This is a genomic window from Leuconostoc sp. JNUCC 76 (genome assembly GCF_053667755.1).
Window position 1 is genome coordinate 333,366 of sequence record NZ_CM132206.1, and the last position, 20,670, is coordinate 354,035.

The window sequence follows — 20,670 nt, forward strand, 5'->3', positions numbered from 1 at the left end:
GAGAAAATAATGGCAAAAGATCATATCGAAATACGCGGTGCTCGCGCTCATAATTTAAAAAATATTGATGTAAATATTCCTAAAAATCAACTCACAGTTGTTACTGGTCTATCTGGATCAGGTAAATCATCATTAGCTTTTGATACCCTATACGCAGAGGGGCAAAGACGCTACGTGGAAAGTTTAAGTTCTTATGCACGCCAATTTTTAGGTCAAATGGACAAACCAGATGTCGATTCTATTGATGGTTTATCACCTGCTATTTCTATCGACCAAAAAACAACATCTAATAATCCACGCTCAACCGTTGGTACAGTGACTGAAATCAATGATTATTTCCGTTTACTATACGCACGTGTTGGGCGACCGGATGATCCAAAAGATGGTACAAAAATTATGTATACAATCGATCAAATGGTTGAATATACATTGAATAACCTGCCTGAGGGTACAAGATTACAAGTATTTGCACCAATCATTAGAGGAAAACGCGGATCGCATGAAACAGCATTTGACCATATGCGCAAACAGGGATATATTCGAGCTCGTGTAGATGGAGATATTATTGAGATTGATTCACAGCAGTTGAATCTTAATAAAAACAAGCCTCACGACATTGACGTTATGATCGATCGAATTGTTTTACGTGGCAATTCTCGGTCACGTCTATTTGACTCGATTGAAGCAGCTGTTCGTTTGAATGATGGACAGGTTGAACTTGATGTGGTAACTCGTGATGATGAAAATCCAGTTGCACCATTAAAGTTTTCTGACCACTATCTTGGAGAGTTGAAGGATTTTCGTGCAGGGCGATTAGAACCGCGCTTGTTCAGTTTCAATGCACCATTAGGAGCTTGTGAGTTTTGTCAAGGTTTGGGTGTCACGCGCGAAGTGGATATTGATTTAGTAATTCCGGACGATACGAAAACCTTGAATGAGGGAGCTATTCTGCCATGGAACCCAATATCATCCAATTATTATCCGGAAATGTTGCGTCAATTTGCTGAGCAATTTGCTATTGACATGGACACACCATTTAATAAACTTCCTAAAAAACAACAAGATTTAATTCTGAATGGTTCTGATGAAAAGGATTTTCACTTCCATTATAAAAATGATTTTGGCGGGGTTCGTGATGTTGATATCCCCTTTGAGGGAGTAATAAATAACATTGCTCGCCGTTTCACGGAAACAAATTCAGATTTCACGCGCGAGCAAATGACTCATTATATGACAGAATTAAAGTGTAAAGCCTGTGGCGGTTATCGCCTAAACAAGGCCGCACTTTCAGTCAAAGTTAATGGCAAACATATTGGTGAGGTGTCGGAGTTACCGGTTGATCAAGAATTGGCATTTTTTAATAGTGTTTCCTTGGGACAACAGGATAGTGAGATTGCCTTGCCTATTATCAAAGAAATTAAGGATCGTCTTGGCTTCCTACAAAGCGTAGGTTTAAAGTATTTAACACTTTCTCGTTCAGCACGAACGCTTTCTGGTGGAGAATCTCAGCGAATTCGTCTGGCTACTCAGATTGGATCTAATTTATCAGGAGTTCTTTATGTTTTAGATGAGCCTTCCATTGGTTTGCACCAGCGTGACAATGATATGTTGCTAGAGTCAATGCATCGTATGCGTGATTTAGGAAATACCTTAGTTGTTGTCGAACACGATGAAGATACAATGCGTGCGGCTGATTATTTGATAGATGTCGGTCCTGGTGCTGGTGCTTTGGGTGGTACTATTGTGGCCAGTGGCACGCCAGCTGAAGTTGAAGCCAACAAAAGTTCATTAACTGGACAATATTTATCTGGGGAAAAATTTATTGCAATACCTACTAAGCGCCGAAAAGGGAATGGTAACTGGATTACGGTGAAAGGTGCCAAAGAAAACAACCTAAAAAACATTACTGCAAAGATACCTCTAGGAAAGTTTGTTGCGGTAACAGGCGTTTCAGGTTCTGGTAAATCAACATTAGTCAATACAGTGTTGAAGCGAGCTTTGAAGCAAAAACTAAATAATAACTCTGAAAAACCAGGTGCGTATCGATCGATTGAGGGCATTGAAAATATAGAACAAATAGTTGATATTGATCAATCACCAATCGGACGGACACCACGTTCTAATCCTGCGACCTATACAGGTGTATTCGATGATATTCGTGATTTGTTTTCACAAACAAATGAGGCTAAAATGCGTGGATACAACAAAGGACGCTTTTCATTTAACACAAAAGGTGGTCGTTGTGAGAATTGTCGTGGCGATGGTGTGATCAAAATAGAAATGAATTTCTTGCCTGACGTTTATGTAGCTTGTGAAGTTTGTGGTGGGACTCGTTATAATTCAGAAACGCTGGAAGTTACCTATAAAGGCAAAAATATATCACAAGTTTTAGACATGACTGCTTCAGAAGCACTTGAATTTTTCACGCCTATTCCAAAAATTGCTAAAAAGCTACAAACGATTAATGATGTCGGCTTGGGGTACGTAAAACTAGGGCAATCTGCAACAACCTTGTCGGGGGGTGAAGCCCAACGTATGAAATTAGCATCGGAACTTCATCGACGCACTAATGGTAAAACAATTTATATTCTGGATGAACCAACTACTGGTTTACATACTGACGACATTGCTCGCTTGCTAGAAGTGCTGGAACGGCTAGTGGATGCTGGTAATACTATTGTAGTGATTGAGCATAACTTGGATGTGATTAAGTCAGCTGATTGGATAATTGATATGGGTCCAGAAGGCGGTGCTGGAGGTGGGAAAGTTTTGGTTGCCGGCACACCTGAAAAGGTTATGAAAACGGCAGAATCTTATACTGGTAAGTACTTGAAGGAAGTAATTGAGCGCGATTTGTCACGAGCTTAAACAAGAAATCTCTCAAGCAACGACTAAAACCACCTAGCAATTTGTTAGGTGGTTTTGTGTTAAAATGAATGTAAGTATATGGAAGGTTAACTATTATATGAAACCTAAAATCGTCATTATTGGTGGTGGTTCAGGTCTACCTGTAATTATTAAGCCGCTTGTGAAACAAGAAGTTGATTTATCAGCAATTGTGACAGTGGCTGATGATGGTGGATCAAGTGGACTACTACGAAACTACATTAATATAGTACCTCCCGGAGATATTAGAAATATCCTTGTAGCAATGGCAGATACGGACGCTGAATTTTTAAAGGTTATGCAGTATCGTTTTGATGCAAAAGATGACTTTTTTGCCAAGCACGCTGTTGGAAATCTAATTATCGCTGCAATGACTGAAATGCATGGAAATATTTTTGATGCAGTTCAATATCTAGCTAATTTTATGCATGTTCAAGGGCATATTTATCCTGTTTCTAACGAGCCTCTAGTGCTACATGCTGAATTCAAGAATGGCAACACAGTTGCTGGAGAAGCTGAAATAACGCATGCACATCAAACAATAGACCATGTTTGGGTAACAGGTGATGAACCAGGTGAAGATCCTAAAGCTGCTCCAGAAGTTGTTGAGGCGATTTTGAGTGCGGACTTAATTGTCTATGGTCCTGGAAGTCTGTTTACATCAATTTTACCTAATGTAGTTGTACCTGAAGTCCGTGAGGCACTACAGCTCACTAAGGCTAAGCAAGTTTACATTGCTAACATTATGACACAAAAGGGCGAAACTGATGCTTATACAGATGCACAACATCTTCTTGCTTTAAATGCACACATTGGCGTGCAAGCAATTGACTATGTCATTTCAAATAGTGAAAAGGTTCCTGATGATTTTGTCGACTTTCAAAAGTGGAATGAAGTTTCTAATCAGGTGAAGCTTGACGAACAGGCAGTTGTGGTTCAAGGAGCAACTCAAATTTCAGGTGATTTTTTGCAGTTACGTGACGCTGGTGCATTTCATGATGGTCAAAAAATTGCTGAAGAATTATTGAAAATTTTGGAGCAGTGCTAAATGTCATATGCAGCAGATGTAAAAAAAGAGCTGACTGGTTTGATTGTTCATGCCGGGAATGCAAAAGCAGAGTTGGCAGCTTTAATGAGAATGAACGGGGTTAGTACCCTTGGGTTTGATCAAACAATTCGGGTACAAACTGAAAACGCTGCCATTGCCCGTCGAATTTATACACTCTTAAAAGAAACTTACGTTGAAGTTGAAGTTGAAGTCAGCGTAACAGATCATAATCATTTATCACAGCACCGATCTTATGGGGTATTACTAAAAACTAAGATTGATGAGGTACTGAATGATTTAGGTATTGATCCATTTGGCTTACATCCAGAGGTACCGCCGCGTATGTTAAATCAAGTTGACAAACGACGTTCTTTTTTACGCGGTGCTTTTTTGGCTGCCGGATCAGTTAATTCACCGGAACGAGCTAACTATCATTTGGAAATTTATACGACTCACGAAGAACTGGCTGAGCAATTGATGATAATGATGCAAGAATTTGATTTGCCATCAAAAATTTCTGAGCGAGGTAATGGTTTTATTGTCTATTTGAAACGCGCAGAAAAAATCGTGGACTTTTTGCAGACAATTGGCGCGACTCAATCTATGCTCAAGTTTGAGGATATTCGTATGATGCGTGATATGCGTAATTCAGTTAATCGCCTGGTCAATGCTGAAACAGCAAACATGCAAAAAACAGCAATCGCAGCTAATAAACAAGTTAGTCAGATTAATTTAATTATTGATACGTTAGGTAGTCTAGACATATTACCAAAAAAACTGAGTGACATTGCGAAGGCAAGATTAGAATATCCTGATGAAACATTGGCAGAATTAGGTGAAGTACTAGATATTAGTAAATCAGGTGCTAACCATCGTATGCGTAAATTAACACAATTGGCGACAATGATTGAGCAAGGTATAGACTATGATTTAACAAAGTTGTAAAACTTTTTAGCACTCTCGTATCTAATGTGCTAAAATATATATAAGTTAATTATTTAATTAACCACTCTAAGATATGAGGTAAAATATATGTGGCCAGGAGTTATTGAACAAACTGCCAACGGACGTGAAAATTATGATTTACCATCACGTTTGTTAAAAGATCGTATTATTTTGGTACAGGGCGAAATTGAAGATAGTATGGCAACATCAATCGTTGCGCAACTGTTATTCTTAGAAGCTCAAGATCCAACAAAAGAAATTTCTATGTATATCAATTCACCCGGAGGATCAGTGACAGCTGGATTATCAATCACTGATACAATGAATTTCATTAAGGCGCCAGTGACAACTATTGTAATGGGCCTAGCGGCATCAATGGGAACAATCATCGCTGCATCCGGTGAAAAGGGGCATCGTTTTATGTTACCAAACGCTGAGTACCTCATTCACCAACCAATGGGCGGTGCTGCCGGTGGAACACAGCAAACTGACATGGCAATCATTGCAGAACAGTTGACGAAGACACGTGCCAAGTTGAACAAAATTTTAGCTGATGCTTCAGGTAAGGATTTGAAGACAATTGGTCGCGACACTGAACGTGATAATTGGATGAGTGCTGAAGAAACATTGGAATATGGTTTCATTGATGGTATTTTAACTAAATCAGGTGAAAAACCAGCAACAAAATAATACGCAATGCATGAAAAAAACACCATACCAAGGTTTTTTGCCTAGGTACGGTGTTTTTGTATATTACTCAATTATTTAAAACGATCTAAATTTTCGACGCTTGAAACATGATAACCTTTCTTTTCTAAGCGTTTGATAAGTTTGTCTAATTGTTCGCTATCTTCTTGTAAGGGAAGCGTAAAGAGAACAGTTAAAGGTTTAAGGTCAGATTGAATGGTAAGTAGTGATTCAATATTTGAATAGCGTGTGATGATTTTAGAAATTTTGCTCAAATCTCCTTGAGTGTTATGCGTTGAAATAGCTATTGCAACACCCCCCGAACGGACTGACCAACTTTGTGACAATAAGTCCATTAAAGCATCGTGCGTAAAAATACCATAAAACTGATGATTTTCATCTAAGACAGCAATAAATGGTAAATCTCTAATCGCAAAAAAAACTTCATAAAATTTACTATTCGTGTAAATGAATTTTGTTGAGTTGCGCATAATGGCTGTTGCAGGAAGGTTCATATCTCCGTTTTTTGCAACGTGTTCAAAAACGTGTTGTTTATAGACATTACCACGAAAAAGCCTGCCTGATTCGTCAAGAATAGGCATGGTGCGTGTGTGTGCATTTTCTGGATCATTAAAAATATCGTACACTTCTTGAATTGTTGCATTTTCGGTTACGGTTGTTAACTCCGATTTAGGGATTACCAAAGATTTTTGAAACATTATCCTGTCCTAATCTAATTTTTTTATCATTAAATAGCCATACAATATGATAACACAAAAATATGATGTGTGCGTGGTATACTGGAGGTTAGATTATTTTAGAATGTTTTATGAGGAATAGAAACGTGAAATTTATATTTGGACTTGGAAATATTGGTGCGGAATACGACCAAACACGCCACAATATTGGCTTTATGGCTGTTGATGCTTTTGCGACAGCAAATCACATGTCATTTTCTCCAAGTAAGCAATTTGCTTTGGTTGCTAAGACAATCATAGGCGGAGAATCAGTCATGTTGGTTAAGCCAACAACATACATGAACGATTCTGGTAAAGCCGTTCGAGCAATTCTGGACTATTACGACGGAGATGTTGATGATGTATTAGTATTGGTTGATGATATGGACCTACCATTTGGTAAAATGCGTTTTCGTGCGAAGGGGTCGGCGGGTGGTCATAATGGCTTAAAAAGCATCATGACGCATACTGGTTCCCAGACATTTCTGCGTTTGAAATTTGGACTAGGGCATCCTGTTCATGAGCAAAATGTAGTTGTTAATTATGTTTTAGGAAAATTTACTGCAGCAGAAAAGCCAGACATAGACGCAATGTTGGACCGCAGTACGCAAGCAATAGCGGATTGGATTCAAGGTGCCACAGCACCTGAGCTAAGTAATCGATATAATGGATAAATGACATTAATAGACTTTTTAAGTGACACAGTAACAATTAAAAAACTTGACGAACAGGCAACTGTGGGCTCAGCACAGTTGCTTTTAGGTGTGAATGGAACCGCCCGTGCGGCTAGTATTGCTGCCTTATATCGTAAAAATCCCCGACCAATGTTGGTTATATCTGACACGCAAGTGCATGCTGATCAATTTTTTGATGATCTGTCATCTTTGCTTGAAGATCTGGTCTATAACTTTCCAGCAGAAGAGTCTATTGCCACAGAAATGGCAATTAGTTCCTCTGAATTACGACTACAACGCATACAAACATTACTTGCCTTAAAAACAGAAGAACCTATTATTGTGGTTACAAGTTTGGCAGGTGTAGAACGTTTGGTACCTAAAAAGCAGTCACTGGAACAAGCACATTTACATGTTAAAGTTGGGAATGCTTATAATTTGAATGTCATTAAAAACACTTTAATGATGATGGGATATACGCCAACTAAATTAGTTCAAACACCGGGTGAATTCGCACATCGAGGATCAATTGTTGATGTTTATCCAATTACCTTTGATGATCCTATTCGACTTGACTTCTTTGATGACGAATTGGACCAATTAAAGAGCTTTGATGTTGCGACCCAAAAAAGTACCACTAGTTTTGACGAAATCAATATTGACCCAGCGACAGATTTTATCGTATCAGAGCATCAGTATGACCAAGCCAAGTTAGCGATTGAAACCATTTTTAGCGATTACCGTACCAATTTAAACGGAATTGATAAAAAACATGCCACGGATGGGTTTGCTCCTACACAGTATGTGTTGAACGAACGAGAACGAGGTAGTGCGTTAGTGCCATATGCTCCTTTTTTCTTTGATGGCCAGACAACCCTACTTGACTATTTTCCAACCGATTCGTTAATCATCATTGATGAATACACACGATTAATGGAAACGCGACTTCAGCAAATGGCACGTGATCAGGAATGGATTGAGCAGCAAATTGAAGCGTATCAGTTATTACCAAAGCAAACTTGGCGAACTGAAATCACGGATTTATTAGCAAATAATCAATGTGCGACAATTTACTTAGCTAATTTTCAGCGTGGACTCAACCGAATTAAGTTTACCAATGTTGAAGAAGTGACAACGCGTCCTGCAAATCAGTATTATGGACAAATTCCTGCCTTGAAAAATGATTTAATATATGCACAGGAATCTGGTATTACGATGGTGTTATTAATTCCTGACGCTAAACGACGGGCTAATTTTTCTCGTAGTTTATCTGAATTAGAAATGCCGGTCACTGAGACGCAAGATGTAGTGAAAAACCAAGTACAAATTATGCCAGGTGAGCTGTCAGCTGGATTTGAATGGCCAAAATTACATTTGACCGTACTAACTACACATGAACTATTTACACAAGCAAAGCATTCCGCACCGCGAACCCGCAAAATTGCTAACGCAGAGCGTTTGAAATCTTATAATGAATTGAATGTGGGTGATTATGTTGTTCATATTAATCATGGTATTGGTCGTTATGAAGGTTTGCAAACAATTGAAGCCGACGGTGGGAAACAGGATTATCTAACAATTGCTTATCAGCAAAATGCGAAAATATTTATTCCTGTCACACAACTTAATCTTATTCAAAAATACGTTGGTGCATCTGATGTTGCTAAGAAACCTAAGTTAAACAAATTGGGTGGTAGTGAGTGGGCTAAAACTAAAAGACAAGTTGCGGCGAAAATTGAAGATATTGCTGATGATTTGTTAGAGTTATACGCTAAACGCGAAGCGCAGCAAGGGTATGTTTTTCCACCGGATGATCATGCTCAAATTAAGTTTGATGATTCTTTTGGTTATCCAGAAACACCTGATCAAATTCGCAGTATTGAAGAAATTAAAGTTGACATGCAAAAGCTGCGACCAATGGACCGGTTACTCGTGGGAGACGTTGGCTTTGGAAAAACCGAGGTTGCCTTGCGTGCTGTTTTTAAAGCTGCGCATGCCGGTAAACAAGTCGCCTTTCTAGCGCCAACTACGATTTTGGTTCAACAACATTATGAAACAATGTTGGCAAGATTTAGTGATTTTCCAGAAATTAAAATTGGCGTATTAAGTCGTTTTCAAACGCCAACCCAGAACAAAATGATTATTGAGCAGCTTCAAAATCACGACATTGATGTAGTTGTTGGTACACACCGTTTGTTGAGCAAAGATGTGGACTTTGCGGATCTTGGTTTGCTAATCATAGATGAAGAGCAGAGGTTTGGTGTTAAACATAAAGAAAGACTAAAACAGTTACGAACAAGTGTTGATGTCCTAACATTGACTGCAACGCCAATTCCACGTACGCTTAATATGGCCATGGTGGGTGCCCGTGATTTATCTGTCATTGAAACACCACCTGCAAACAGATATCCAATTCAAACTTATGTTTTGGCAATGGATTGGAAAATAGTTCGTGATGCGATTGAAAAAGAAATTGCACGTGACGGTCAAGTTTTTTATCTACATAATCGTGTTGCTGACCTAGACCGTATTGTTAGCCAAATAGAAGAATTAATTCCTTCGGCACGCGTAGCTGCAATTCATGGGCAGATGTCAGAAACACAGCTTGAAAGTATTCTGTATGACTTTTTGAATGGACAATATGATGTTTTAGTAACAACCACAATTATTGAAACAGGCGTTGACATCCCTAATGCAAATACTTTAATTGTTGAAAATGCTGATCATATGGGGTTGGCACAGCTTTATCAATTGCGTGGTCGTGTTGGGCGTTCGACACGCTTAGCGTATGCATATTTTACTTACCCATTTACGCGTACACCCTCAGAAGAAGCCGAGAAAAGACTTGAGGCCATACGTGATTTCACGGAATTGGGTTCAGGTTTCAGAATAGCTATGCGTGATTTAAGTATTCGTGGTGCAGGTGATTTGCTTGGCAAACAACAACACGGATTTATTGATTCAGTGGGTTATGACATGTATACTCAAATGTTGAAAGATACTGTGGCACAAAAACAGGGGAAACAAGTTACGACAACCCAACCAGAAACGGATGCAGAATTAATCTTAGGTGTGCTAGCTTATTTGCCAGATGAGTATGTTAGTGATAATGCACAAAAAATTGAATTGTATTCTCGCATTCGTCAGGCTAGAACGGATGCAGAATTTGAAGACATTGAGTCTGATATGCTTGACCGCTTTGGTGAAATGCCAGATGAGGTAGCTCGATTATTGCTTGTAGGTCAAATTAAGCAGTTAGCTGATCAGTCACAAATTACGAATATACGACGTCAAAGAAAACAACTATTTATGACATTTAATGAAACAGCTACGAAAAACTTAGCCGGAGAAGCCATATTTGAGACAATGGTTGATGTGCCATTAAAAGCAGCTGTGCGAACAGAAGAAGGTAATTTACAAGTGATCTTCACTGTGAACGATGTCGCAGAAAGTAGTATCTGGCTCAATATTTTACGGAACTTTTTGTTAGTCATTATTGATAAATTATCAGCAAAAACATTAAATGAACTTCATCATTAAACATAGGAGAAGAATATGCGTTTAGATAAATATCTTAAAATTTCGCGGTTAATTAAGCGTCGGACAGTCGCCAAAGAGATTGCTGACCAAGGACGAATCTCAATTAACGGTAAAGTTGCTAAATCATCATCAGATGTGTCCACAAATGATGAATTAGAAGTACGTTTTGGAAACAAAACGCTGACAGTAAAAGTGCTCAAAATTGTTGAAACAACCAAAAAAGAAGAATCTGCTGACATGTATGAAGTTATTAGTGAGAAATTTCAACAAGATTTTCGTAAAATTGGTGACGAATAATAGCCAAAATGTTTAAGTTAGTTTAAATATTGTTGTAAAATAATAAAGAACATGACAAAATTACAATAGGTAGAATTCACTATGGCGGGTAATTTTAAAAGAAAACAACCAAATATTACACCGTTAAACCCAGCGATAGCACGTGAAATTAAAAAATCAGAACGTGCTAACTCGGAAGCGGCAAAACATTATCGTAAGGCGCACGCGCGACGGGAGAAAAAAATTCTTCTTTTTGGCGGGTTGATAGCGATGATTTTTGTTGTGCAACTCTTGATAGGCCAAGTAAAGTTGCATGCGGCTAATCAAGAACTAACGAATACGCAAGATCGTTTGGAAAAAGTTCAAAAGACCAATACTGATTTAACTGCTGATACAAAACGTTTAAAAGATGCAACGTACTTACAGCAACTACTACGAGATAAATATGGTTATTCAAAGCAAGGAGAACTTGTTTATAATTTACCATCCGATAATAATTAAGGAAGCGCCCTAGGGGTGCCTTTTTCGTATATGACAGAAAAAATTTTGCAAACTATACAACAGTATAATTGGCCAGAGACAGTTATCGTTGCAGTTTCTGGTGGTGTTGACTCCGTAGTTCTAGTTCATGCGTTGTCAAAAACTAAAGCCAACCTTGTTATTGCACACGTGAATTACAGATTACGTGAGGAAAGTGATGATGATGCTGCATTCGTTCGGGAGCTTGCGACTCAAACTGGTGCTATATTTGAAGAACAGGTCTGGCAACGTATTCCTGACCATGCAGTGGAAAAAGCAGCTCGTCAATTTCGTTACGATTTTTTTGAGGATTTAGCTCAAAAGTATCATACAAGTACAATCGCTGTTGCCCATCACGCAGACGATCAAGCAGAAACAGTTCTTCTTAAGATGATACGAGGAGGGCAACTGCAACAAATGGGTGGCATGCAAACAAAGAATCATAAAGTTATTAGACCATTTTTGTCGATAACTAAGCAAGAACTAATTACTTATGCACAGGATAATCAGTTGGGGTGGCGTCAGGATAAAACAAACTTTGACGCTGATTATACGCCGAGAAATTTATTGCGTAACGATGTTCTGCCAAAATTGACAACTATTAATCAACGAGCCGTCAGACATATTAATGATATGGCCGCACAAATTGTACAACAACAGCGGTTAATTGATAATCAGGCTAAAATATACGCTAAGGATATTCAAGACTGGCAGAAGATTCCTACACTTTGGCAACTACCGACGCTGAAATATTGGCTCCAAAAAAATAAGTTATTTAACATTAAAGAAAATCAACTGCAGCAAATGATTCAATTGCTGAGCAATGTCCATAAACCGAATGGAAAAATTGCTCTGGCAGATAATTTTGAGTTCATAAAAAACTATCAAAAAATTAGTATACAAAAACAACAAAATATGGCGCAAGTTTTGACGCCAGTTATGTTAAAATTGAATCAATGGCATTCTTTTGCAAAAACAACGTTCATATGGACTGATAATGTCCCTATGAACGGCCAATCATTTATCAAGTTTTATCTTACTCGTTCATTACCATATCTAAGCTTGCGCCCAGCAAAAGCGAGTGATAAAATTGCTCTCATAAACGGCCATAAAAATTTACGACGTTTAGCGATTGATGAGAAACTGACGCCGCATGAACGTACAATGATGTGGGTTCTTGCGACAGCTGATGATGAAGTAATTGCAGTGCATTTACGTAGTAATCAGTGGCGTGTAAATGCGGATTTTGCTGTTAAAGAAAATACACAGCCATATTGGCTCGTATGTCAAATTGAGGAAACCTAAGTGGATAACGATATACAAGAAGTGTTGTATGACCAAGAAAGTATTCAAAAAGCGGCAGATCGTTTGGGAAAACAAATTACCCAAGATTATGCGGGTTCAACGCCTTTGTTTTTATCAGTTCTGAAAGGCGCCTACCTTTGGACAGCTGATTTACTGCGCAAAGTAGATTTATATGCTGAACTAGAATTTATCAAAATCTCTAGTTATCATGGCGGTGTCTCAAGTTCTGATGAAATAACGCTCGTAACAGACGTTCGCTCAGATGTTCGAGGACGAGATGTTATCATTTTAGAAGACATTGTCGATACTGGACAATCATTACTTTTTTTGAAAGAATTACTTGCGAAACGTGGTGCAAAATCAATTAAAGTAGCGACCTTACTTGATAAGATTGAAGGTCGAAAAGTCGAAGTTGATGCTGACTATGCAGGATTCAATGTTCGTAATGAATTCGTGGTTGGTTACGGTCTTGACTATGAAGAGCACTACCGCAATTTACCTTATGTCGGTATTTTGAAAAAAGAAGTATACACTAAATAAACTTCGAACAAGAATTGAGGAAATACAATGAACAATAATAAAGGTGGCTTCTTACGAAGCAGTGTATTCTATATTTTCATATTTCTTGCTGTTGTAGGAATGGTTTATGGCTTGTTTGGTAACGATAAGACAACCACGAAAACTATTACATCAAGTGAATTTATTAAAGCACTGAATGATAAAGAGTTGAAGTCAGTTACAGTACAGCCTGGTAACAGCATCTATAATGTTACTGGAACGTATAAGAAGGCACAAACAGCAGCCAAGGATAAAGGACTTAGTTTATTCCAACCTACACAAAAGGTAACTAAGTTTACGTCAACTTTGCTACCCAATGATGCGTCGTTAAAGTCAGTCACAGATGCGGCTACAAAGACAAAAACAGAATTAGTGACTAAACAAGCTGAAAATTCTGGATTTTGGTTAAACTTGTTAGTATCCTTAGTACCTGTTTTGTTGATTGTTGCGGTATTTTACCTGATGATGAACCAAGCTGGTGGCGGAAAAGGTGGTCAAGGTGGCATGATGAGCTTTGGTAAATCCAAAGCCAAACCTTCAGATCCCAAGGATAATAAAGTACGTTTTGCTGATGTTGCTGGTGCCGAAGAAGAAAAACAAGAGCTGGTTGAAGTTGTTGAATTCCTAAAAGCGCCAAAGAAGTTTGTGAACTTAGGAGCCCGCATACCAAAGGGTGTATTACTAGAGGGCCCTCCCGGAACAGGTAAGACATTGTTGGCCAAAGCCGTTGCCGGTGAAGCTAGCGTACCATTTTTCTCGATGTCAGGATCAGATTTCGTAGAAATGTTTGTTGGTGTTGGTGCATCCCGTGTTCGTGACTTATTTGAAAATGCTAAAAAATCTGCTCCAGCCATTATCTTCATTGATGAAATTGATGCAGTTGGTCGTCGTCGAGGAACAGGCATGGGTGGTGGTAATGATGAGCGTGAGCAGACTTTGAACCAAATTTTGATAGAAATGGACGGTTTCGAAGGTTCCGAAGGTGTTATTATTTTAGCATCTACTAACCGTTCTGATGTCTTAGATCCAGCCTTGCTTCGTTCAGGTCGTTTCGATCGTAAGATTTTAGTTGGAGCGCCGGATGTTAAAGGTCGTGAAGCAATCTTAAACGTCCATGCAAAGAACAAGCCATTAGCAGACAATGTCGATTTGAAAGCTATTGCTCAGCAAACTCCAGGGTATGTTGGAGCAGATTTGGAAAACTTGTTAAATGAAGCTGCATTACTTGCTGCTCGTCGAAACAAGTCCAAAGTTGATGCTGCAGATATTGATGAAGCTGAAGATCGTATTTTCCAAGGTCCAGCTAAGACAAATCATAACATGTCTGAATCAGAGCGTCGTACAACTGCTTATCATGAAGCTGGTCATGCGTTAGTAGGATTGGTTCGTTCAGAAGCTTCAGTCGTTCGAAAAGTTACCATTGTTCCGCGTGGTCGTATTGGTGGTTATGCCTTAATGACGCCTAAGAATGATCGATATAACTTGAAATATTCGGAGGCTAAGGAGCAACTAGCTGGTTTGATGGGCGGTCGTGCCTCAGAAATATTTATGTTTAATGAAGCTAGTTCAGGCGCGTCAAATGATTTCCAACAAGCAACTGGTTTAGCTCGTCAGATGGTTACAGCTTTTGGAATGTCTGATAAGTTAGGTATGGTTCAACTTGAAGGTAATGCTAGCGTTGGCTATGCTGATCAAGCTGGTAATCGTGCATACTCTGAAGAAACAGCCCGTTTGATTGACGAGGAAGTACGTCGTTTGGCACGTGAAGCGTTTGATGATGCTATTGCTATATTGCGCGACAATAAAGACAAATTGACAGCAATTGCTGAGGCTCTACTTGAAGTTGAAACATTAGACGAAAAGCAAATTAAGGATATTTATCTAACAGGAACCTTTACTCGTAAGGATATCCAAGATGATACTGAGCTTGCAAAAGCAAAGTCGTTTGAAGAAGCAAAAGCTGCTGCTGATGCTAAGGATTCACAAGCTGAACAACGCTTTGAAAAACAAGATGAAGAAAAGTTATCTGATGGTCACTCAGAGTCACAAAACGAAGACACTGATTCAACAGATAAGTCAGAAACAGATGACAATAATACAGAAAATAAGTAAAATAGAAGTTGGCGGTGACGCCAGCTTTTTATTTTGTCATATGTTTAGCAAATATAAAAACACTACACTGTTAAATATAAATACAATAAATTAAATAATAGGGAAAATTATGGCAGATCAATTTATCAAAGCAATTACCAAAAACAAGTATTTTCGTGCGTTTGCCGTAAATGGGACCAACCTCGTCCATCAGGCAGGGCAAATCCACGAAACATCGCGTATTGCTGCTGTTGTTCTTGGGCGCGGTTTATTGGCTACAACCTTGACAGCTCAGGCTGTTTTGAAAGGTGAAGAAACCTTATCAACAAAAATTAATGGACGCGGACCAATTGGCAATGTTGTAGTAGAATCTGATGCTAAAGGAAGTGTGCGTGGCTATGTAACTAATCCTAACCTTGAGACATTAATAAATGAAGCAGGACAGCTTGATGTGGCTAAAGCTGTTGGAAAAAATGGCTTTCTACAGGTTACAAAGTTTGCTCCCTATTCTGATCCTTACATAGGTCAGAGTCAACTGGTTAGCGGAGAAATTGGGGATGATTTTACATATTATTTAGCACAATCAGAGCAAACACCATCAGTTATAGGTGTTTCCGTTTATATGAATAGTGATGATACGGTCGCTGGAGCGGGTGGCTTTCTTGTTCAGGCGTTACCTGATGCTACTGATGAAGCAATTGATCAACTTGAGAGAGCTCTAAAAAATATGAGACCACTTTCTGAAATGATTCAAGAAGGATATACGCCACTAGAAGTGCTTGAAGCAATTTTTGGGAAAGGTGAAGTTGAGATTCTTCAAACAGCTGGAATAGGTTTGGCCGCAGAGCCATCCAAAGACGCATATGCTAAAATGTTGCTCACACTTCCAGCATCTGAAATTCAGGCAATGATCAAAGAAGATCATGGCGCTGAAATTGTGGGAAAGTTCTCCGGAAAGCGTTACTTTTTCACAGAGGAACAATTATCCGAAATTTTGAAACAGATTGAAAAAAATAACGAGTGACTTTGAGATTATTGTTTTTTTTTGGTATGATATTTAGTTAGTAGGCGTGTATTTAAAAAACGCGCAATAGGGAAGGATTTTATACAAATGGCTGAAGAAAAAGCCCTTAATGATCAAATGCTAGCGCGCCGACAAAAGTTGGCAACAATCGTTAGTGATTTACACTTAGACCCATTCGGTAAGCGATTTGAACGTACAGCAAAAGCGCAAGAACTGCATAATCTATATGATGCCAGCTCTTTAGAAGAGTTAGAGAATGCAAAACATGAAGTTGTTATTGCAGGTCGCATGGTTGCAAAGCGTGGCGCAGGTAAAGTTATTTTCGCTGATTTTCGTGATGTTTCTGGAAAAATTCAAGTTTATGCAAGACGTGATGATTTAGCAGATAATTATCCGATTATTAAAAGAGCGGATTTGGGTGACTTCCTTGGAATCAAGGGAATTATGATGAAGACTGAAGCTGGTGAATTAACAGTTTTGGCTACGGAATTAACACATTTATCTAAGGCTTTGCGTCCAATGCCTGATAAGTTCCATGGTATTTCTGATGTTGAAACACGTTATCGTAAGCGTTATTTGGATTTGATTGCTAATGAAGATTCTTTCAAAAAGTTCCAAGAACGCTCACATATCATTTCTGCTATTCGTGCATATATGGATAGAAACGATTTCCTTGAGGTTGAAACGCCGATTTTGCAAACTGAAGCCGGTGGTGCTGCAGCACGTCCGTTTATCACACATCATAATGCTTTGAATATTGATATGTACATGCGTATTGCGACAGAATTATATTTAAAGCGTTTGGTTGTTGGTGGCATGGAACGTGTATATGAAATTGGCCGTATTTTCCGTAATGAGGGTATGGATCCAAAACATAATCCAGAGTTCACAACAATGGAGTCTTATGCAGCTTATATGGACTTTACAGACGTGATGGATGAAACAGAAGGTATTTTTAAGGCTGCGGCTTCGGTCGTGTCAGATAACTTAAAAATCACCTATCAAGGTACTGAAATTGATCTAGGTGTTAACTTTGCTCGTAAGCATATGATTGACTTGATTAAAGAGCAAACAGGTATCGATTTCTGGCAAGAAATGTCAGTTGAAGAAGCGCAAAAGTTAGCTGATGATAAGCATGTTAAGTATGAAAAGTACTGGGGTGTTGGACATATTATTAACGCATTTTTTGAAGATTTCGTTGAAGATACGTTGATACAACCAACATTTGTTTACGGACATCCTGTTGAAGTGTCACCACTAGCTAAGAAAAATTCTGATGACCCTCGCTTTACTGACCGTTTCGAGTTATTTATCATGGGTAGTGAGTACGCGAACGCCTTTACTGAATTAAACGATCCCATCGATCAACGTGCACGTTTTGAAGCTCAAGCAGCTGAACGTGAAAATGGTAATGACGAAGCTGAGGGCATTGACGAAGACTTTATTGAGGCTTTGGAGTACGGTATGCCTCCAACGGGTGGCCTTGGAGTTGGAATTGATCGTTTAGTTATGTTATTGACTGATTCTGACACAATTCGTGACGTTGTGTTGTTCCCAACAATGCGTCCAGAATAATAAATCATTGACAAGTCGTTACACAATTAGTTATAATAATATAGTTGTGTTAGCGACATTATTCCGACTTAGCTCAGTTGGTAGAGCACCTGACTGTTAATCAGGTTGTCGTCGGTTCGAGCCCGACAGTCGGAGTTTTATGAGAAGCAAATCGTTCTGGTTTGCTTCTTTTTTATGTGATAAACTGTTGACATATTTTCTGTCACATGGCATAATAATATAGTTGTGTTAGCAACGAAAGTCATTCCGACTTAGCTCAGTTGGTAGAGCACCTGACTGTTAATCAGGTTGTCGCCGGTTCGAGCCCGGCAGTCGGAGTTTCGCCGACGTAGCTCAGTTGGTAGAGCACGGGTATCGTAAACCTGGGGTCGGAGGTTCGATTCCTCTCGTCGGCACTATTACTTATATAATGAAAAGCAAATCATCTGCGGTTTGCTTATTTTTTTATAATGAAAAGGACGCAATTAAAAAATGATTGTACTATTCAATAAACCGTACAATGTTTTAACAAAATTTACAGATAGTGAGGGGCGTGCAACTTTAGCTGACTATATTGATATTCCTCGAGTATATGCTGCTGGTCGGTTAGATATGGATAGTGAAGGTTTATTATTATTAACTGATAGTGGTAAATTAAACCATGAATTGACTGATCCAGAAAATAAGGCTTATAAAACATATGTTGTTCAAGTTGACGGAGTCCCGACAAAGTCGCAACTAAAGCAACTTGAACAAGGTGTGGCATTAAAAGACGGTATAACTTTACCAGCTAAAGTTAAACGTATTCCTTATCCAAAATGGCTATGGGAACGTGAAAAACCAATTCGAGTCCGTCAGAATCAACCAACAAGTTTTATTCAGCTAAAAATTAAAGAGGGTCGCAATAGACAAGTTCGACGTATGACAGCTGCTGTGGGCATACCGACATTACGCTTGATTCGGACGCATATTGGTGATTATCATATTGCTGATTTAAAACCAGGACAATATCGAATTGTGAAGTAATTATTTTGTGGCGCAAAAGCACCATAAACGTTTATAATAATAAAAGATGTAAATTAAAAGAGGTGACCTCATGGGACGTAAATGGGAAAACATTAAAATGAAAAAGGCGCAGACTGATGGTGCGGCCGCCAAAGTTAACAGTAAGTATGGTATTGAAATTTATGCTGCTGCGAAGCAAGGCGGAAGCCCAGATCCTGAAGCTAATTCAACATTAAAGTTTGTTATTGAACGTGCTAAGCAAGCACAAGTACCAAAGCATGTTATCGAACGTGCCATTGAAAAGGCAAAGGGTTCAGGGGATGAAACCTTTATCGAAGGACGTTACGAGGGATTTGGGCCAAACGGCTCATTGATTATTGTTGATACGTTGACATCAAATGTTAATCGTACAGCTACAAACGTACGCACAGCCTTTAACAAAAATGGTGGAACTTACGGTGCTGCTGGTTCTGTTAGTTATTTATTTGATGAAACAGGCGTGATTGTTTTTGAGGGTGAAGATGCTGACGCTACTTTAGAAACACTGCTAGATGCTGAAGTTGATGTTCGTGATGCCGAACAACAAGATGATCATATCGTTGTTTATACAGAACCAACTGCTTTGCATCAAGCAATTGCTGCTTTGCGCGACAATGGTGTAACTGATTTCTCAACTACAGAAATTAGCATGTTGCCACAATCAGAAATGTCATTAGCCGATGAAGATTTAGAAACTTTTGAAAAGTTAATTGATGCGTTAGAATCTGATGATGATGTTCAAAAGGTCTATCATAACGTTGAATTATAATAAAAAAGCAATGATACCCATTGCTTTTTTTGTGTATTAATTTATTCAAAATGTCGGTTGGCAAGAGAAACAATATAGTTAGAAAAATCAATATGATCATTAAAGGGGTGCACAACATCAAAGACTTCACCACCTGCCTTTTTAAAGATATCATGATTTTCGACATGAATTTCTTCAATTGTCTCTAAGCAGTCAGCTACGAATGAGGGAGTTGCTACTAGAATACGTTTAACACCCTGATTTGGTAGTGACATGAGTGTGTCACTTAAATAAGGTTTGACCCACTCAGTTGGCCCAAATCGTGATTGGAAAACCTGGTGAGTATTATCAGGTGTTAACGGTCCAACACGCTCTAAAACGCCTTGTGTGGTTGCTGTACAGTGGTCAACATAAGGATCACCACGACGAACGTATGATTCGGGAACACCATGATAACTAATGATTAAACGATCATAATTGTTCTTGGCCCACGCCTCGCGAATGTCTCTAGCTAATAAATCCAAATAGGCTTCATCGTCGTAAAATGATTTAACAACTTTAATGCTTTTGTCAGCCTTACGGACTTGATCAATGACTGATTGTGTTGACGTAACAGAATATTGTGGAAACAGTGGTAATACGACAATGTCATCAGCGCCTGCTAAACGCATTTCTTTCAGTGTTTCTGCAATGTTAGGCTTACGATACGTCATTGCATAACGAACAATCCAATTCGGTTGTAATTGTTGTATTTGCTCAGCCTGCTTCTTTGCATAGACCATCAATGGCGAACCATCTTCTCGCCAAATTTTTTGATAAAGCTCTGCCGACTTGATTGATCTTTTTGGTAAAATTTTACCTCTTAAAATGGGTTGCCAGAGTAATTTTGGCATTTGAATGACGTTGGTGTCTGATAGAAATTCTTTTAAATATACTTTCACATCATCTGGGTGAGGGGAGTCAGGGGTACCTAGGTTGACTAATAATAGACCTTTTTTTTGCATAAGTAAGTGATCCTTGTCTGATTTAATATG

The 20,670-nt window shown here is 38.8% G+C and carries 17 protein-coding genes and 3 tRNA genes; 18 read left to right on the forward strand and 2 right to left on the reverse strand.

Going from position 1 to position 20,670, the window contains the following annotated elements; genetic code table 11:
- Positions 1-9 precede the first annotated feature (9 nt).
- From uvrA to JNUCC76_RS01905, 4 genes are all read left to right on the forward strand, one after another.
- Positions 10-2,868: an excinuclease ABC subunit UvrA gene (uvrA, locus tag JNUCC76_RS01890; RefSeq protein WP_454155335.1), complete on the forward strand. Its 2,859-nt coding sequence runs from the start codon at positions 10-12 to the stop codon at positions 2,866-2,868.
- 97 nt (positions 2,869-2,965) lie between these two features.
- Positions 2,966-3,934, forward strand: coding sequence for a gluconeogenesis factor YvcK family protein (locus JNUCC76_RS01895; RefSeq protein WP_454155336.1), 969 nt, complete (start codon positions 2,966-2,968; stop codon positions 3,932-3,934).
- The gene (whiA, locus tag JNUCC76_RS01900; protein WP_454155338.1) at positions 3,935-4,879 is read left to right on the forward strand and encodes a DNA-binding protein WhiA; all 945 of its coding nucleotides are present in this window, start codon (positions 3,935-3,937) and stop codon (positions 4,877-4,879) included. It begins immediately after the preceding gene.
- A gap of 87 nt (positions 4,880-4,966) precedes the next feature.
- Positions 4,967-5,569 (forward strand): ATP-dependent Clp protease proteolytic subunit, encoded by a 603-nt coding sequence (locus JNUCC76_RS01905; RefSeq protein ID WP_014324297.1) that lies wholly within the window; start codon positions 4,967-4,969, stop codon positions 5,567-5,569.
- 71 nt (positions 5,570-5,640) lie between these two features.
- Here the strand turns inward: JNUCC76_RS01905 and cbpA are convergent, their stop codons facing one another.
- Positions 5,641-6,285: a cyclic di-AMP binding protein CbpA gene (gene cbpA, locus JNUCC76_RS01910; RefSeq protein ID WP_454155340.1), complete on the reverse strand. Its 645-nt coding sequence runs from the start codon at positions 6,283-6,285 to the stop codon at positions 5,641-5,643.
- A 125-nt stretch (positions 6,286-6,410) separates the two neighbouring features.
- Between cbpA and pth the strand changes: the two genes are divergently transcribed.
- The 14 genes from pth to JNUCC76_RS01980 all read left to right on the forward strand — a co-directional run bounded on the left by pth (position 6,411) and on the right by JNUCC76_RS01980 (position 19,657).
- The gene (gene pth, locus JNUCC76_RS01915) at positions 6,411-6,977 is read left to right on the forward strand and encodes an aminoacyl-tRNA hydrolase (protein WP_010291225.1); all 567 of its coding nucleotides are present in this window, start codon (positions 6,411-6,413) and stop codon (positions 6,975-6,977) included.
- Positions 6,978-10,517 carry a transcription-repair coupling factor gene (gene mfd / locus JNUCC76_RS01920; RefSeq protein WP_454155343.1) on the forward strand — a complete coding sequence of 1,180 codons (3,540 nt, stop codon included), beginning with the start codon at positions 6,978-6,980 and terminating at the stop codon, positions 10,515-10,517.
- A gap of 15 nt (positions 10,518-10,532) precedes the next feature.
- Complete coding sequence (locus tag JNUCC76_RS01925; protein ID WP_004164715.1) at positions 10,533-10,814, forward strand: RNA-binding S4 domain-containing protein; 282 nt, start codon at positions 10,533-10,535, stop codon at positions 10,812-10,814.
- An 81-nt stretch (positions 10,815-10,895) separates the two neighbouring features.
- Positions 10,896-11,294: an FtsB family cell division protein gene (locus JNUCC76_RS01930; protein WP_454155346.1), complete on the forward strand. Its 399-nt coding sequence runs from the start codon at positions 10,896-10,898 to the stop codon at positions 11,292-11,294.
- Between the two features lie 30 nt (positions 11,295-11,324).
- Positions 11,325-12,617, forward strand: coding sequence for a tRNA lysidine(34) synthetase TilS (gene tilS / locus JNUCC76_RS01935; protein ID WP_454155348.1), 1,293 nt, complete (start codon positions 11,325-11,327; stop codon positions 12,615-12,617).
- Complete coding sequence (gene hpt, locus JNUCC76_RS01940) at positions 12,618-13,157, forward strand: hypoxanthine phosphoribosyltransferase (RefSeq protein ID WP_454155350.1); 540 nt, start codon at positions 12,618-12,620, stop codon at positions 13,155-13,157.
- A 27-nt stretch (positions 13,158-13,184) separates the two neighbouring features.
- Positions 13,185-15,287 carry an ATP-dependent zinc metalloprotease FtsH gene (ftsH, locus tag JNUCC76_RS01945; RefSeq protein WP_454155352.1) on the forward strand — a complete coding sequence of 701 codons (2,103 nt, stop codon included), beginning with the start codon at positions 13,185-13,187 and terminating at the stop codon, positions 15,285-15,287.
- A 109-nt stretch (positions 15,288-15,396) separates the two neighbouring features.
- On the forward strand, positions 15,397-16,290 hold the full coding sequence (gene hslO / locus JNUCC76_RS01950; protein WP_454155353.1) for an Hsp33 family molecular chaperone HslO: 894 nt from the start codon (positions 15,397-15,399) through the stop codon (positions 16,288-16,290).
- 87 nt (positions 16,291-16,377) lie between these two features.
- Positions 16,378-17,865, forward strand: coding sequence for a lysine--tRNA ligase (gene lysS, locus JNUCC76_RS01955; protein ID WP_454155355.1), 1,488 nt, complete (start codon positions 16,378-16,380; stop codon positions 17,863-17,865).
- A 62-nt stretch (positions 17,866-17,927) separates the two neighbouring features.
- Positions 17,928-18,000, forward strand: a tRNA-Asn gene (locus JNUCC76_RS01960).
- Between the two features lie 110 nt (positions 18,001-18,110).
- A tRNA-Asn gene (locus JNUCC76_RS01965) sits at positions 18,111-18,183 on the forward strand.
- A gap of 4 nt (positions 18,184-18,187) precedes the next feature.
- A tRNA-Thr gene (locus JNUCC76_RS01970) sits at positions 18,188-18,260 on the forward strand.
- A 76-nt stretch (positions 18,261-18,336) separates the two neighbouring features.
- Positions 18,337-18,870 (forward strand): rRNA large subunit pseudouridine synthase E, encoded by a 534-nt coding sequence (locus JNUCC76_RS01975; protein WP_454155357.1) that lies wholly within the window; start codon positions 18,337-18,339, stop codon positions 18,868-18,870.
- Between the two features lie 70 nt (positions 18,871-18,940).
- A complete protein-coding gene (locus JNUCC76_RS01980) occupies positions 18,941-19,657 on the forward strand; it encodes a YebC/PmpR family DNA-binding transcriptional regulator (protein WP_454155359.1) in 717 nt (238 codons plus the stop codon).
- A 41-nt stretch (positions 19,658-19,698) separates the two neighbouring features.
- Here JNUCC76_RS01980 and hemH read toward each other — a convergent pair whose 3' ends face one another.
- Positions 19,699-20,640 carry a ferrochelatase gene (gene hemH, locus JNUCC76_RS01985; protein WP_454155360.1) on the reverse strand — a complete coding sequence of 314 codons (942 nt, stop codon included), beginning with the start codon at positions 20,638-20,640 and terminating at the stop codon, positions 19,699-19,701.
- Between the last annotated feature and the right edge of the window lie 30 nt (positions 20,641-20,670).

Coding starts and splice junctions, on each gene's coding strand:
- uvrA (WP_454155335.1), top strand. CDS start 10: ATGGCAAAAGATCATATCGAAATACGCGGTGCTCGCGCTCATAATTTA.
- JNUCC76_RS01895 (WP_454155336.1), top strand. CDS start 2,966: ATGAAACCTAAAATCGTCATTATTGGTGGTGGTTCAGGTCTACCTGTA.
- whiA (WP_454155338.1), top strand. CDS start 3,935: ATGTCATATGCAGCAGATGTAAAAAAAGAGCTGACTGGTTTGATTGTT.
- JNUCC76_RS01905 (WP_014324297.1), top strand. CDS start 4,967: ATGTGGCCAGGAGTTATTGAACAAACTGCCAACGGACGTGAAAATTAT.
- cbpA (WP_454155340.1), bottom strand. CDS start 6,285: ATGTTTCAAAAATCTTTGGTAATCCCTAAATCGGAGTTAACAACCGTA.
- mfd (WP_454155343.1), top strand. CDS start 6,978: ATGACATTAATAGACTTTTTAAGTGACACAGTAACAATTAAAAAACTT.
- JNUCC76_RS01925 (WP_004164715.1), top strand. CDS start 10,533: ATGCGTTTAGATAAATATCTTAAAATTTCGCGGTTAATTAAGCGTCGG.
- JNUCC76_RS01930 (WP_454155346.1), top strand. CDS start 10,896: ATGGCGGGTAATTTTAAAAGAAAACAACCAAATATTACACCGTTAAAC.
- tilS (WP_454155348.1), top strand. CDS start 11,325: ATGACAGAAAAAATTTTGCAAACTATACAACAGTATAATTGGCCAGAG.
- ftsH (WP_454155352.1), top strand. CDS start 13,185: ATGAACAATAATAAAGGTGGCTTCTTACGAAGCAGTGTATTCTATATT.
- hslO (WP_454155353.1), top strand. CDS start 15,397: ATGGCAGATCAATTTATCAAAGCAATTACCAAAAACAAGTATTTTCGT.
- lysS (WP_454155355.1), top strand. CDS start 16,378: ATGGCTGAAGAAAAAGCCCTTAATGATCAAATGCTAGCGCGCCGACAA.
- JNUCC76_RS01975 (WP_454155357.1), top strand. CDS start 18,337: ATGATTGTACTATTCAATAAACCGTACAATGTTTTAACAAAATTTACA.
- JNUCC76_RS01980 (WP_454155359.1), top strand. CDS start 18,941: ATGGGACGTAAATGGGAAAACATTAAAATGAAAAAGGCGCAGACTGAT.
- hemH (WP_454155360.1), bottom strand. CDS start 20,640: ATGCAAAAAAAAGGTCTATTATTAGTCAACCTAGGTACCCCTGACTCC.